This is a genomic window from Paenibacillus sp. N3/727 (assembly GCF_022637315.1).
In the GTDB taxonomy this organism is placed as follows: domain Bacteria; phylum Bacillota; class Bacilli; order Paenibacillales; family Paenibacillaceae; genus Paenibacillus_AQ; species Paenibacillus_AQ uliginis.
The window spans coordinates 4,574,470-4,588,258 of sequence record NZ_CP093336.1 but is presented as its reverse complement, the minus strand read 5'-3'; the positions used below and the strand labels follow the sequence as shown (position 1 = coordinate 4,588,258).

11 protein-coding genes are annotated in these 13,789 nt (G+C 39.4%); 10 read left to right on the top strand and 1 reads right to left on the bottom strand.

Annotated features, from left to right (window positions below; genetic code table 11):
• The first annotated feature begins 766 nt into the window (after positions 1–766).
• From MNQ98_RS21300 to MNQ98_RS21255, 10 genes are all read left to right on the top strand, one after another.
• Positions 767–1,504: a WecB/TagA/CpsF family glycosyltransferase gene (locus MNQ98_RS21300; RefSeq protein ID WP_241933999.1), complete on the top strand. Its 738-nt coding sequence runs from the start codon at positions 767–769 to the stop codon at positions 1,502–1,504.
• A gap of 341 nt (positions 1,505–1,845) precedes the next feature.
• Positions 1,846–2,271 carry a GNAT family N-acetyltransferase gene (locus MNQ98_RS21295; RefSeq protein ID WP_241930035.1) on the top strand — a complete coding sequence of 142 codons (426 nt, stop codon included), beginning with the start codon at positions 1,846–1,848 and terminating at the stop codon, positions 2,269–2,271.
• Between the two features lie 710 nt (positions 2,272–2,981).
• Positions 2,982–3,875 (top strand): GNAT family N-acetyltransferase, encoded by an 894-nt coding sequence (locus tag MNQ98_RS21290; RefSeq protein WP_241930034.1) that lies wholly within the window; start codon positions 2,982–2,984, stop codon positions 3,873–3,875.
• 257 nt (positions 3,876–4,132) lie between these two features.
• Positions 4,133–4,996, top strand: a complete 864-nt coding sequence (locus tag MNQ98_RS21285; RefSeq protein ID WP_241930033.1) for an alpha/beta fold hydrolase — start codon at positions 4,133–4,135, stop codon at positions 4,994–4,996.
• A 214-nt stretch (positions 4,997–5,210) separates the two neighbouring features.
• Positions 5,211–5,750 (top strand): histidine phosphatase family protein, encoded by a 540-nt coding sequence (locus tag MNQ98_RS21280; protein ID WP_241930032.1) that lies wholly within the window; start codon positions 5,211–5,213, stop codon positions 5,748–5,750.
• 458 nt (positions 5,751–6,208) lie between these two features.
• A complete protein-coding gene (locus MNQ98_RS21275; RefSeq protein WP_241930031.1) occupies positions 6,209–7,270 on the top strand; it encodes an AAA family ATPase in 1,062 nt (353 codons plus the stop codon).
• A complete protein-coding gene (locus MNQ98_RS21270) occupies positions 7,270–9,075 on the top strand; it encodes a vWA domain-containing protein (protein WP_241930030.1) in 1,806 nt (601 codons plus the stop codon). The genes MNQ98_RS21275 and MNQ98_RS21270 overlap by 1 nt, the downstream gene beginning before the upstream one ends.
• A gap of 896 nt (positions 9,076–9,971) precedes the next feature.
• Positions 9,972–10,538: a histidine phosphatase family protein gene (locus MNQ98_RS21265; RefSeq protein ID WP_208918554.1), complete on the top strand. Its 567-nt coding sequence runs from the start codon at positions 9,972–9,974 to the stop codon at positions 10,536–10,538.
• Positions 10,539–10,794: 256 nt separating this feature from the next.
• Entirely contained in the window at positions 10,795–11,211 is a 417-nt protein-coding gene (locus MNQ98_RS21260) for a hypothetical protein (RefSeq protein WP_241930029.1), read from the top strand.
• Positions 11,212–11,286: 75 nt separating this feature from the next.
• The gene (locus tag MNQ98_RS21255) at positions 11,287–11,706 is read left to right on the top strand and encodes a GNAT family N-acetyltransferase (RefSeq protein ID WP_241930028.1); all 420 of its coding nucleotides are present in this window, start codon (positions 11,287–11,289) and stop codon (positions 11,704–11,706) included.
• A 515-nt stretch (positions 11,707–12,221) separates the two neighbouring features.
• On the opposite strand, the gene MNQ98_RS21250 is transcribed toward MNQ98_RS21255, so the two are convergent.
• Positions 12,222–13,001, bottom strand: a complete 780-nt coding sequence (locus tag MNQ98_RS21250) for a prolipoprotein diacylglyceryl transferase (RefSeq protein WP_241930027.1) — start codon at positions 12,999–13,001, stop codon at positions 12,222–12,224.
• Positions 13,002–13,789: the final 788 nt, after the last annotated feature.

The window sequence follows — 13,789 nt, the reverse complement described above, 5'->3', positions numbered from 1 at the left end:
TCCCTTGAGCCTCTCGGATTCGTAGATACACGAACGTTTATATGAAATCCCCGAAAACAATTGAAAAAACTATTTTTAATCACAAATTTTGGTGGTGAGATGATGATAAGAAAAGCGGATATTACTGACCTGAACTTTTTAGTTCAAATAGATTTAAAAGATGAGGGTATTACTTCTGAGGTACTTCGGAGAAGTAGTTGCTGTCTGACAACCTTGCATGTGCAAGGTTCGTAAACACAAGTAGGAAGGGATTGGGAAGAGAAGCTTGCAAAGAATTTTTCAATCAATATCCAGGAAGGTATGCTATAAGTCAAATATTAACGAATACATCGGCAATTCATTTTTGGAAGAGCATGTACAAATCATTCAATATTGAATTTTATAAAAAAGAAGAGTTAGAAGATGGACATGAGGTAATATTTCAATATTTTAAGGTCTAAAAAGAATCCTACTAGTAATCAGAGAAGGTATTAACTTCACCTTAACACTGTAATCACGCTACCAGCCTGACGGTCCTGATTCACCCGAAGAGTTTGACAGGGAAGTGGAGCAGGCGAATAAACCTGCGAACTTAACCGCGTCGCGGCCGGATCCTCCGGGGCCTTAAGGTTCTCGGGTTTCGTAAAAACACGAACGTTATTGGAAATCAGCGAGAAAGAATAGTCAGTATTGTCTAATACTTAGTTATTTATCAACTGACGAATAGTAAGGGTCCAAAAAACTTTTGTTAAGAATTGATAAAAAGTTAAAAGGGGGACATGTTTTGGTGGAGAACTTTGCTAAAGTAATGGGAATTCGCTTCCCCAAAATTACACTTGACCGTGCCGTAGGAATTATTGGTAATCAAATAGAACAGAGTAAAACAGATCTTTTTCATGTTATTACGGTTAATCCAGAGATCACAATGGCTTGTCAAAAGGACATTATGTTACGCTCCATAGTGGATGAAGCTGGTCTAATTACAGCATATGGAATTGGGATTGTAATGATATCTCGCTTAAGAGGAGGTAATCTTCCTGAGCGTGTTACCGGTTACGATACTCTTTTAAGATTGCTAGAGTCTGGGAACCGGAAGCAATGGTCATTTTATTTTCTGGGTGCAGATGTGTCAACGAATGAAAAAGTATGTAAGGTTATTCGAGATAAGTATCCGAACGTTCTAATTCTAGGAAGGCACCACGGATTCTTTAATCAAGAAGAAGAAGGTAAAATTGTAGAGGAAATTGGTTCATTAAGACCTGATATCTTGATAGTAGCGCTTGGAGCCCCATACGCAGAACGGTGGATACATAAATATAAATCAAGACTAAATAGTAAAATTGCTATTGGCGTTGGGGGAAGCCTTGATGTAATTGCCGGAAAAGTAAGAGAAACACCCGAAAGTTGGAAGAGAATGAATGTTGAATGGCTTTATAGATTGATTCATCAACCATCGAGATGGAGAAGACAATTGATTTTGCCGCGCTTTGCTATAAGAGCATTATTATTTAGAGAACGCAAATAATTTCATCGGTGTACATGAGCTAACGGAAACGATGATAGATTACTTAATAATTGTATGAGTTTTTCAAAGAAGTCGCTGACAATCTATAGGAGATCCGCCTACAGATGTTTTAGCTGCTAATGTAGCAGGTATCAAAAGTTTTGGAGCATTATGGGGAGAAGGACAAAAAGAAAAGTTATTAAGTGCTTCACCTACTGGTATATTACAAACAAAAGCCTGAATATATGTTAGTCATTAATCGTACTCGTTCTTTAATTCCTACGGTAATTAATTATTAACCCTGTAACGTAAAGAGTTGGCGTCTAATGAATTGCATCAATATATGAAATAGAGGTATTAAAATGAAAATTTCAGAATCATGGATAGATAAAGAAAATAGTAATGTACGAAAGAAGCTACTTGATTATAATCTATCACAAGTAACAGATGAACTAACTGATCATGTTGATACTATTGAAATTACGATCACAGACGATAACGATGTTTTGGTGGCGGGTATTACTGCCTCTATATATTGGAAACAAATGCACATTGATTTTTTGTGGGTAGATGAATCATTACGCGGACAAAATAAAGGTTCTGAATTGCTTGCTAAGGCTGAAGATATTGCCAGACAATATAATTGTAGATATATTCAGTTAGAAACCTTTAGTTTTCAAGCTCCTGATTTTTATAAAAAAAGAGGATATACCGTTTTTGGAATCTTGGAAGATTCTCCTTGTGACGGAGCTAAACAGTACTTTTTAAAGAAAATTATAAATTATTAAACTTCAAAAATACATGACAAAATCCCCACCGACCACACAAGGTTGACGGGGATTCTCTGTGAGTAACACGTGATTTTCGGGTTTTTTGGTAGGAATGAGTCGTTGGAGGAACGGGTATGTTGTTTTGCCTGATTTGCTTGCTTACTCACATGCTTATGTCGATCAATGTATCAGGGAGCTGTACTTTTATATAAGATATAATTGGTGGTTAACCTGCAATGGCTGGAAAGATCGCTTTACGATCTTATCGGATACAGCGTATCAGCTGCTTCAACAATATATGGAGTTGTATTAATCGGAGAGATGACTTTTCCCGGGCCAATCGCACGGGTACTTGACAGAGAGCTCTGTGCAGAAGGTGCTTGAACAGGCGGCAAGCTGATCTGCTGTAACGAAAAAAGTCAGCATTCATGTGTCTATGAAGGACGCCAGGCGAATTAAGAGTCCGTTCATTATTGAGAGTGGGAATGATTGCGGAAGGTAGTTCGGAGATATCCTCATGATATAGAATATTTACGAAATATGGGAATACACGTAATATGGGAGTATTCAAGAAGTTCGTAGATACAAGAACGTTAGATGAAATAGCCGCAAAAGTAAAAACCTTTATAAATAGTATCATCTAATACATTGTTGTCATTGTGATAACGAGTGGATATTACACAGAAGTGGTGAAAGATATGTTCCTAACAATCGAAAGGAGTATGCAGGTGGACAATCTGATAATAGAAACCTACAAACCCGAAAGGGATATATCCTCTATCCGAACCATGTTGCGTGGAGATGAATACTTTGAGGGAAAGTTTCAGGAAGACGAAATGAAATTTCCTGAAGGTATATTTGTTGCTTATTACAACAGTGTGACCGTGGGTTTTCTTTCCTTTAGCAGTTTAAAGGGGAGAGGAACTGAGACTACAATTTTTGTAAGCAAGGAATACAGAAGAATGGGTATCGGTAGCAAGCTTATTGAAAGGGCGGAACAATTGCTTAATCAATACGAGGCAGTCGAACGTTCGATGGGTGCATGTATAGATGGCGATCGTTCTTCTCTGCAATTTATGTGTAAGAACGGTTATCATATACTTCATTCATCTTACATCATGGTGCGTAAAGGCGAAAATCTTCCTGAAAGTCATTTTCCTATTAGGCAGTATGAAGATGATGATTATCTTATGTGGCACGGTATTCGCGAAATGGCTTTTTACAAAATGCGTGAACGCGTGGGTATTCTCCCATCTTATTATTATGCTCCTTCAGAATGGGAACGGAAGAACTTTTTAGAAGACAGAAACAACAGATTTGTGTTGCTTGTCAATAGTGAAATGGCGGCAGTCGGGGTTATTGACGGCAGTGAGCTGCGCCAGGTCGCCGTTCGGCCAGATATGCAATCGCGCGGATACGGTAGAGGTTTCGTTTCATTTCTTGTGAATGAGATGATGCACCGCGGCGAAAAAATCGTGAAGCTCGAGGTTGTTAAAGGCAATCCTGCGAAAACAATGTATGAGAGTCTAGGTTTCAAGGAAAAATCCTTGCACCATATCGTAACAAAATATTATAGACCGGACAGCCGATTAAGCAGACCGCCCGACGAGGATATATTGTAATTTTTGTGAAGAATATTTGTACGCTGACATCCTATAACAAAGTATCTACGCAGCGGGTGTTGCCCTTGGTTCGCAAGATGAGCTAGGCAGGGAAGGTGAATCAGCTCACAACCCTGCGAGGCTAAGTCCTACGGACCCGGCGCAATGCGCCTTAAGCCTCTCGGGTTCGTAGATACAACAACGTTATACGACAGACTGAAGCAAACATATATCTAAAAGATTACTCCAACAGTTGAATAAAGAAGGTGATTCAAAATATGAAAAGAACGACTGAAATATATAAAAACGATGAATTGTCAATTGAATACTCAATTGTTAATAAAGGTCGAAATCCCATTCTCGTAATGCACGGAGGGCATTCAAATTGTAATGAAGAATTTGGATATGCGGAGTTAGAACAACAAGGATATTCGATACTTACACCTTCTAGACCAGGGTACGGGAAAACATCTCCTAATAATGGCTTAAACCTATCAACGGCTTGCAGTTCATACATTGAGCTCTTAAATCATCTTAAGCTAGACAAGGTTCATGTAATTGGAATTTCTGCAGGTGGACCTAGTGCGATTTATTTCACTTCTAAATACCAAGAGCGTGTAAAAAGTCTTACGTTACAATCTGCTGTATCTAAAGAATGGCTTACACCTAAAGATAAAGAATATAAAGCAGCTAAAATGCTTTTCCACCCTTCATTGGAGAAATATACATGGAAGTTACTCAGATCTATGATTAACATATTTCCAAAACTTATCTTTAAGCAGATGGCTCCTTCTTTTAGTAAATTGTCATATGCTAAATTAAAAAGCCATATTAGTGATGAGGATATCAATAAGTTTAAGGAAATGATAGAACGCCAACGCTCAGGACAGGGTTTTTTTATAGATTTATCACAGACAGGTAATATCACTCTTTCAGATTTGCAATCAATTAAGTGCCCGACTCTTATTCTGCATAGCCGAAATGATGGGGCTGTTTCAATCGAGCATGCGTATAATGCCCATAATAATATTTCAAATTCCAAACTATGTATCCTTAACACATGGGGACACCTAATATGGTTTGGACAAGGAGTAGAGGAAATGAATATAGAGCTATTCGGTTTTCTACATACTAATAATTAATCTGGGAGTTATTCAAGAGGTCTGTCGTATAACATAATATTCGAGCTGCGGTCCACTCGGCCCTTGATCTGCCGGAGGTATTTTCGAAGAAGAACATCAGGCAGATACATCCATTCCCCTAAGATAAGATAGGAGCTATCTAAAGGGAATGGTCGTCGCGAATATGACAACGTTATATGAAATATGGCGAAAACTTATAAAACAAGAGGTACACATGAGAGTTGGTTTAGTGAGACATTACAAAGTAATTGATCATACAACGAATTACTGGATGTCCTCGAAAGATTTTACTGACTGGATTACTCAATATAATACTGCAGACATTTATCTTCAAAATAAAATAACAACTCACCAGAATTGGGAACGTTGTTATTCAAGTGACATGATTAGAGCGATTAGAACAGCGGAGAGTATCTATAATGGTGATTTAATTATAACGGATCTTCTTAGAGAGATAGAGATTGGTCCTTTGTTTCAATCTAATCACAAATTGCATATAAATATGTGGTTGATTTTTGGGAGACTTGGTTGGTTTTTTAAACATCGTTCACAAGAGAATAAAACCTCTACATTCATTAGAGCTAAGAAGTTGTTAGATACAATAGAAGGAAGAGGTGATAGGGAAGTATTGATCGTTTCACACGGAGCATTCATGACGTTATTGAGACGGGAACTATTACGAAGAGGATATAAAGGAGATAGATTTACTAAACCGATTAACGGAAAGATATATACATACATGAAAGAGTTTTGAAAGTAATTCGAGAATGTCGCCATACTTCATATAACACTATATTCACGCTGCGGAACCTAGCGGCTCCTTGGTCTGCCAGAGGATTTCCGAAGAAGCGAATTCAGGCAGACAACCCTGCACTGGCTAAGTCCGTCGGGACCCGGGCTACGCCCCTTAAGCCAGTGAGGGTTCGTGAATACAACAACGTTATAAGAAATTGGGGCTAAAGATTGTTTAAACCAAACGTATAAAAAACACTTATATTGGAGGTGTTTCAATGTCATTTCATATTAGAATTAGACCGACAGCTCTGATCATAAATGATGGCCATGTTTTACTCATAGAATATAGCGAGAATAAAGACGAACTACATTATAATCTACCTGGAGGCGGAGCTGGATTTTACGCTCTCCTTAAAACCGCTGTGATGGCGGTTTTTGTTATAATAAGATTATCTTTCAAAAAAAGGAGTATATCTATTGAATCTTGCTGTTCCTGTTACACAGTCACAATTGATGCAGATATTGCTTAACGTTTCCGCTATTCGCCCTGTCTTTATTTGGGGTGCCCCAGGGATTGGAAAATCAGCTTTAGTTGAATCATTTGCCGATCAAGTCGGACTTCCATGTGTTTCGCTTTTAGGCTCTCAGCTTGCGCCAGAAGATATTATTGGCGTACCTCAGATCGTTGAGGGCAAAAGTCAATTTTGTCCACCCAAAATGATTGCCCGGGATGAGCCTTACTGTTTATTTTTGGACGAACTTAATGCTTGCTCGCAAGAAGTCCAAAAAGCTTTTTACAGTCTTATTCATGAGCGTCGAATTGGTGATTACCATCTTCCAGAAGGCTCGATTGTAATCGGTGCAGGCAACCGTGCGCAAGATAGTGCAATTGTAAAACCGATGTCCTCTGCGCTCATTAACCGTATGTTTCATGTCCAACTTAATGTATCGTTTCAAGACTGGATTACTTGGGCGTACGAAAACGAAATTCATCCAATCGTTATTGAATATTTAGAGTCTCGCCCCGATCATCTGTGGAGTGCCCCTCCGAAAACGGAAGAACCGTTTTCCACACCCCGATCCTGGCATATGCTTTCGGATGCACTTCGTGAGTTTGGCGAAAATTTGTCACCAGAAGTGGTTGGTATTTTAGCGGGTGGTTCTTTAACTCCTGCTCATGCAACACAATTTAAAGCTTTTTACAAAAATCTAAGTGGTAAATATCAATTAAATGCTATTTTAGAGGGCAAAATTTCATTTCCGTCTGCTGCAGAAGATCGTGATGTTCTCTATTTTCTAGCTCAATCTTTTCGAGCACAAATTATTAAAGAACTTCCTGCTCGAAAAGATGATATCAGTGGAAGCCATAGGCAGTTTGCTCACACGGTGAAAAAACTGATTAAAGACTTGTCTGCCATCAGTTTCGAAATTGCACAGCTCGTTGTTGCGAAAAATGAACAATCCTCTAACATTCCTGACTGGCTTATGGTGGAAATTGTTCGTGATTTACCACGGCTCGCCGTTAAAGATAAGGGGTAATGATGTCAAAAAAATCGACACATGGAAATCCAGCTTTAAAACAATACCAAGCAGCAGTAGAGATTATTGAAAACCATCCTATATTTTCGCCTTTATGTTCAAGAACGAGTATTGTCCATCGTGATGGGACCCCTTATCCAATAAATGGTTGGGCAACCGTTACAAAAGGTGGATATATTTACACGCACCCTAAACGCCGAGGCGAAACCTCGGAGTGGGTCTATGTGCTTGCTCATTGTTTGTTGCATTTAGGACTTGGTCATTTGAAAACGAAAGAACATCCAGTGGCATGGAATGCAGCTTGTGATTTGTACATTGCCAAATTTCTTGCTGATTTGAAACTAGGAACACCTCCTTCTGATATGGAAACACGGACAGATATGACCGTAAAGGATGAGGAGTTTCTTTATGAGGAATTTTGTGCACGGGGCGTGCCGGAAGTTTTGAAATATTTTGGCACAGCAGGTGTAGCAAGTTCGGATATGGATGTTCGGGATACAGCAGCGCGTAGTTATTGGGGGGGAGAACCCGAATGGGAAAAATACTTTGCAATTGGGTTATCTAATGCGGTCACAAGTGCTGTAAGTGTGGCGGGAGGTCACTCCACTTCTTTATCGGATTCTACGAATGTTAAAAGTGCTTCGCAACGGGCAAAACGCTGGTTTATGGACCGTTATCCATTACTCGGCGCACTTGCTTCCGGTTTTACAATTATTGAAGACCAAGCCGTCTGTCAACGATTAAGTATTTCCGTTGCGGCTATTGATGTTGTAGAACGCGAAATTTACATGAATCCAGCAGCTGGATTAACGGACGAAGAATGTATTTTTGTGATGGCGCATGAGTTATTACACGCAGGTCTTCAGCATCATGAACGCTGCCATGGTCGCGATCCTTATTTGTGGAATGTCGCTTGTGATTATGTCATCAACCTATGGTTGGTTGAAATGCAAGTTGGTGAATATCCTAAAATCGGTCTACTTTTGGACCCAGAGTTGAAAGGTTTATCTGCAGAATCGATTTACGACAAAATGGTTGGAGATATTCGCTTATATAGAAAACTAGCTACGCTTCGCGGCAATGGATTAGGCGATATGATTGGCAAAGGTGATCCGGCGCTCTGGGATGTTCGAAATGGGCAAACGCTCGATGATTTTTGCAAAAATGCTCTTCAACAAGGTTTAATGTATCACGAAGAACAAGCTAGGGGCTTACTTCCTTCTGGGCTTGTTGAAGAAATTAGAGCACTTGGTCAACCTCCGATTAAATGGGACGTTGAGCTTGCCAAATGGTTTGATTCATATTTTTCTCCACTTGAAAAAACGCGCTCCTATGCCCGTGTCAGCCGTCGCCAATCTTCAACGCCAGATATCCCAAGACCTCAATGGGTTCACAGCGGTTCATCTGAGGATGGTCGTACGTTTGGTGTGATCTTGGATACGTCTGGTTCAATGGATAAAAAGTTGCTCGCTAAGGCGCTTGGTGCTATTGCTAGTTACGCACAAGCTAGAGATGTACCTTTTGCTCGTCTTGTGTTTTGCGATGCAGCTCCTTACGATGCGGGTTATGTTGCCCCAGAGACCATCGCCGATCGTGTGCAAGTTAGAGGTAGAGGGGGAACCGTTTTGCAGCCTGCGATTGATTTAATTACTCATGCTGAGGATTTTCCGAAAAATGGACCACTTTTAATTATTACCGATGGTTATTGCGACAAACTAACCATTCGACGAGAACATGCTTATTTATTGCCAAAAGGAAATGAACTACCTTTTTCTCCTAAAGGTCCTGTTTTCCGTATTGATTAAGAAACAATAACAGAAAGAATAATTACGCACTGAGCAAGCTGAGGTTTAAAAGTAATTAATAAGGAGCCTCATGCTTTACAGGAAGTACAATGGTTTCTTATTCATGACATGCCAGATAATATTACGATTACAACGGAGTACGCTCTTGAACAGTTGAAATGATAAAAGGAATTATAATTTTTTAAACTCGAATGCAAAAAATCTATTTTCACGAGAAATCTGTCTCAACATTCGTAATATCAAATGATAAATGTTTAGAGATAAACGGCACAGTCAAAGAGATATGAATAAAAGGCTTCGGAGACAGGAGACCTGTAGGTGTCACAAATGTGATCTGCGGGTCTTTTTTGTAAGAATGTGTTGTTATATTGGTGGATAACTTGCAACGGCAAGTAAGATCGCCTTTACGATCTTATCGGATACAGCGTATTAGCTGCTTCGCAATATATGGAGTTGTATTAACCGGAGTAATGGATTTTCTCGGGCCAATCGTACGAAAGGCACTTGACAGAGCGTTCTGTGTAGAAGGTGTTTTAACATGCGAAAAACCGGTCCAATGTAGCGAAAAGGTGAGTATTCACGTGTTGAGACATTCCTTTACAAAGCATTTACTGTAAGGAGGCTAAGGTTATATACAAGAGTTACTGGGGTACCAAAGCAGGCGAACAACAGAGCGTTAAACTCATGTGTATATGAAGGACGCCAGATAGATTAATAGCCCGCTAGATTATTGAAATCGGGGTATTACGGAGGGGAGTTCGTAGATATCCTGATGAAAGGAGTGTTTACGAAGTACGGGAATACACGTAATATGGTAGTATTCACGAAGTTCGTAGATAAGACGTTATGTGAAATCACAGTGTGACACTTAATGAAAGCATCTAAAGGAGGCTTGTATGAAGACAATTATCTATATGGTTAGGCATGGAGAATCACCATACAATGAAGGAAATGAAAGAACAAGAGGGCTTACCCCAAAAGGAAAGATCGATATTGAAAAAGTAACGAAGTTACTTATAGGTGAAGGAATAGACATGATTATATCAAGTCCTTATACTCGAGCAATTCTTAGTGTTGAGGGATTGGCCGAGCACTTAAAGTTAGATATTAAAGTATTTGAAGATCTTAGAGAACGACATTTTGCATCTTATATTATTGAAAATGCAGAGTTAATGTCTAGTATCAGAGAGAGTTTTAATGACCCTGATTATACCTTGCCGGGTGGAGAGTCTAATGCTGATTGTCAGAAAAGAGCAATCTCAGTTCTAAAACCCATATTAAAAGAGCACAGAGGGAAGAAAATAGCAATCGGGACTCATGGTCTTGTAATGACTTTGATGATGAATCATTTTGATTCAGCTTTTGGCTTGGAGTTTTTGGATCAATTAAAGAAACCAGATATTTATAAAATGCAATTCGAGGACTTAGAATTAGAAGAAGTAACAAGAATGTGGAATGATTAGATTTCCTAAGGTTTATCGAAGAGGACTGTGACATCACATAACAGAGTATTCACGCTGCGGGGGACAAGCCCCCTTGGTCTGCCCGAAGCAATTCGGTGAAGTATGAGCAGGCAGACAACCCTACGAGGCTAGGTGGCTAAGCCACCCAGTCGCATGCGCTCCTTTAAGCCTCTCGGGTTCGTGAATACAAGAACGTTATATGAAGTTCTGATAATAAATAATATTGGTTAAGATAAATCTGAGAGGTATGAAAGAGATGGAAAAAATCAAAGCTATAAAAACCGAATTAGGTGAAATTCATGGAAGAGACGCGATCTTCCTTGATGATATTCAATTCAATTATCAAAAGAATGAAGTTAAATTAATTGGTGAGATAAATGGGCAATTATGTACAGAATCAGATGATGATGAGTTTATTGGATACGAATTGCTATTCAAGAAAGTTTATTACTTTAATATGGTTGAGTTAGATGTAAGTTTACAGATGTTTGATAATCCATACAATGAGTGTTGTAGTTTTGGGGAAATATTTAATACAAAAATACTTAGAGATATAAAGACTGCAAGAGATCTGGAGTTAAAGCAATATGTAATATATACATATGACGACGTTTTCGTTATTGCATGTCAAGAATTCGAATTAAAATTAAAGGCCCCAAAGACTATTTTGTAGGTAACTCAATCGCAACGTCCTGTTGCTTGAAGTAAGGAAGTTACAGATGAAAACGGAGAAAGTGAGATTGACACTATGAATATTAGAGAAGCAAGTGAACTTGACTACCCTGATTTAAGACTTACATATCTGGAATCACGTCGTAAAAGCTTTTATTGGGCGAATATAGAAGAAATGACTTTAGAAGATTTTGATAGGGATACTGTTGGAGAGTATATATTATTAGCAGAGGATGATTTTCACATTCTTGGATTTACATCTTTGTACTTGCCCGATAATTTTATACATAATTTATTTGTGCACCCTGATTTCTCCGGTAAGGGTGTTGGCGTTCAGTTAGTTAATTCCGCTGTAGAAAAAATGAATAAACCAGTACGATTGAAGTGTGTATCAGAAAATCGAAAAGCATTGAATTTCTATGAGAATAATGGTTGGAAGAAGGTCGTTGAAGAAGGTAAACCTGGAGAAAAGTATTGGGTTATGGTATATGATTGAACCTCTCATGGCTAAAGCCACGAGATTCCTACGCTAAACGCTCTAACGAGCGAAGAAAAGTAGGCTAACCCCGCAGTTCCTGCGGTTAAGTCAAGAACTTGTACGTTAAACTCAGCTCTCTAATCTACTGCTTGGTTTTCGCTTTTCGATCAGAGAGGACGAAAGTGTGCTTGAACATTTTACACAGGTGAACTTTTCCACCTGTAACCCGATATGTTCAGTTTTCAATGAGCAATCTGTACAAGTTAAGTTAATTATAGCAGTCATTGTTGGTAACTCAAGAAGAAGTCGGATAATTGACGTGTCAAATGACACGCCCTATCCGAAGCCGAGAACACTCATGATTAAAATCACGAGTGTTTTCGGCTTATTCATAAAATTTAGAATTGATGACTTCATAGGACTCTTTATATAGTGATGAACTTTGATAATCCTCTGATTTTATAGAGCTAGCATCTTGTACATAAAGCAAATCCCTCCAGCTGGTAAACGGAGGGATTGTAGGATGCTGAGAATTAAGTATTCCGATATTTCAAGGTTTGATAGGACTTCGCCACCATGATCAGACACGTAATTACAATTACTAGGAGTGATATAAATTGTGAAGTAGACAGGATCCCGACACTGCCGCGAATAATATCTCCTCGATAGAACTCGATAATAAATCTACCGAGACTGTAGAGCAGCAGATATAGACTTGTTATGAATCCGTCCGTTTTCTTACTCTTTGCTAAATAAATCAGTACAAAAAAGAGGCCGAAGCTAAATACACTTTCAAGAATTTGAGTGGGAATCAGCAACACATCGTTTGGAGCGAACTCAGATTCGTGAAAGGTAATGCCAAACCAGCCGTGCGTCTCTTCTCCATAGCAGCAGCCTGCCAGAAGGCATCCGATTCTTCCAAATCCCTGTGCCAAGGCAATAGAGGGGACAAACAGATCGAGATGCTGCAGGAAATTTAATCCTTTCATCCTGCAGTAGATATAACCCGAGAGAATCCCGCCCAGAATGCCACCGTATACCACAAAGCCTGTAGACATATCCCATAAAATTTCAGGATGATCCATGATATTTTTGCCTTGGGTTATCCAATATAGGAGCTTTGCGCCTAAAAATCCACCCAATAGTCCCCAAAGCGTAATCGAGGAAATATGGGAACGCTCCATTTGCCTTTTCTCTGCTCGCGTTACCAAGACCTGATATGCTGTAATAATACCGATCGCAATCATCAATCCATATCCATATATGGTTAATGGACCAATATGGAGTAAATCATTCTTCATGGTTATACCCATTCCTTTCGCCTCGCTCAAGGCACAAAACTTAATGAAATCTTTTTAGTCTAGAGCAGGATAGCGGTTAACTACAAATCACGTGGAGGTGTGTGGGTCATCTCATGTATTGGAGGACAGCATGGTTATATGTGTAGATTGCCATTCCAAGCACAAATAAGTGTGTATTCGAGCACGCAGACTTATCTTTGTATAAAGAACTCGTTTATCCCGAGATCCGAACCTGCTACCTACAGCTTAAAAAGCATCAGGGTAAACGTGCCATTATTGCCATTGCGCGAATGCTGTCTGCTATCTACCACATTTTTCAATGCAGTCATCATTTTTATGGCTTGTTTGCTATATCCTTCTACTTGAGTGGAAGTAGCTACTTCGATTCCAGACTTTACCTTCCACTTTGGTGGAAATATGACCCAAGTATACCGGAACGCGAACTTTATTGTCAAAGAAGAAGGCAGGATTACGGGAAGGATGTCAGTACAGGATATCCAAGATAACTTGAGCTATGTTAGCGATGGTTACGCCTAAGATAACACCAAGCAGCCCGGCAACTCTGCAGATCACAGCAGTTTCAACAATGAACTGAATCTCGATATCGAGCTTCTTGAGCGCTATCTTGGTACCTATTTCACGGGTTCTTTCCGTAACGAAACCAGCATAATATTCATCACGCCAATGCCACCAACTAAGAGCGAGATTCCTGGGATGAAGGATACAGCGACCGTGGACAACAAATCACTTGCGATAGACAGAATAGAATCCATCGTCAACGAAGAGAGCGGATGGTTTAA

Bases quoted from the DNA above. Each gene is read 5' to 3' on its own strand.
- MNQ98_RS21295 (WP_241930035.1), top strand. From the start codon at position 1,846: ATGAAAATTTCAGAATCATGGATAGATAAAGAAAATAGTAATGTACGA.
- MNQ98_RS21285 (WP_241930033.1), top strand. From the start codon at position 4,133: ATGAAAAGAACGACTGAAATATATAAAAACGATGAATTGTCAATTGAA.
- MNQ98_RS21280 (WP_241930032.1), top strand. From the start codon at position 5,211: ATGAGAGTTGGTTTAGTGAGACATTACAAAGTAATTGATCATACAACG.
- MNQ98_RS21270 (WP_241930030.1), top strand. From the start codon at position 7,270: ATGATGTCAAAAAAATCGACACATGGAAATCCAGCTTTAAAACAATAC.
- MNQ98_RS21265 (WP_208918554.1), top strand. From the start codon at position 9,972: ATGAAGACAATTATCTATATGGTTAGGCATGGAGAATCACCATACAAT.
- MNQ98_RS21260 (WP_241930029.1), top strand. From the start codon at position 10,795: ATGGAAAAAATCAAAGCTATAAAAACCGAATTAGGTGAAATTCATGGA.
- MNQ98_RS21255 (WP_241930028.1), top strand. From the start codon at position 11,287: ATGAATATTAGAGAAGCAAGTGAACTTGACTACCCTGATTTAAGACTT.
- MNQ98_RS21250 (WP_241930027.1), bottom strand. From the start codon at position 13,001: ATGGGTATAACCATGAAGAATGATTTACTCCATATTGGTCCATTAACC.